Here is a 552-nt window from a genome sequence, read left to right as displayed (position 1 = left end):
CCTCATGAGTTCGGTGATGTTTATCCCGAACAGCGTTAAGGCGCGGATCTGGAATGCTTTCTGGAAAGAGCCACAGCGCCACATCGCTGAATGCACGGTTACGGCCAAATGGGGCGACCAGGGCTTTATCCGGGACGTCATCGGTGACTGCCCTCGCTGGCAAGACCTCTACCCGGGCTGGTTCGTCAGCTACAAAGCGGACATTGTGAAAGTCGGTGAAAGCCGCTGGGCAACCGAACGCTATTCCCGTGGTGATGGCAAATTGCCGGCTGGTGCCCGGGTAGTCGTGTTCCATGGGAATCCGCGACCGCATGAAAGCGGTGAACCCTGGCTGCCGGCATATCTTGCCCACGAAACCACCCACGAATTGCCCGAATCAGTGACCTGTTAAGCAAAAAAAGGTCAGCGATTCGGGTAACGCCCCTAACTTTACAAAACATACTAAATAAACCATATTACGGCCGCTGAATGTTTAGTATGTTTTACTAATTGCAATGGGAGGTAGAAATGTCCCGTTTGTTCAGTATTTTTCACCGAAAGCATTTTTTTTGG

General features: G+C 51.6%; 1 pseudogene. It reads left to right on the top strand.

From position 1 onward, the window contains the following. A pseudogene (locus CYR55_RS23750) lies at positions 1 to 391 on the top strand (hypothetical protein); the annotation flags it as partial. Positions 392 to 552: the final 161 nt, after the last annotated feature.

This window comes from Chimaeribacter californicus (assembly GCF_002858675.1).
Classification (GTDB): domain Bacteria; phylum Pseudomonadota; class Gammaproteobacteria; order Enterobacterales; family Enterobacteriaceae; genus Chimaeribacter; species Chimaeribacter californicus.
The sequence above is the reverse complement of the archived record's forward strand: the minus strand, read 5'-3'. Positions and strand labels throughout refer to the sequence as shown.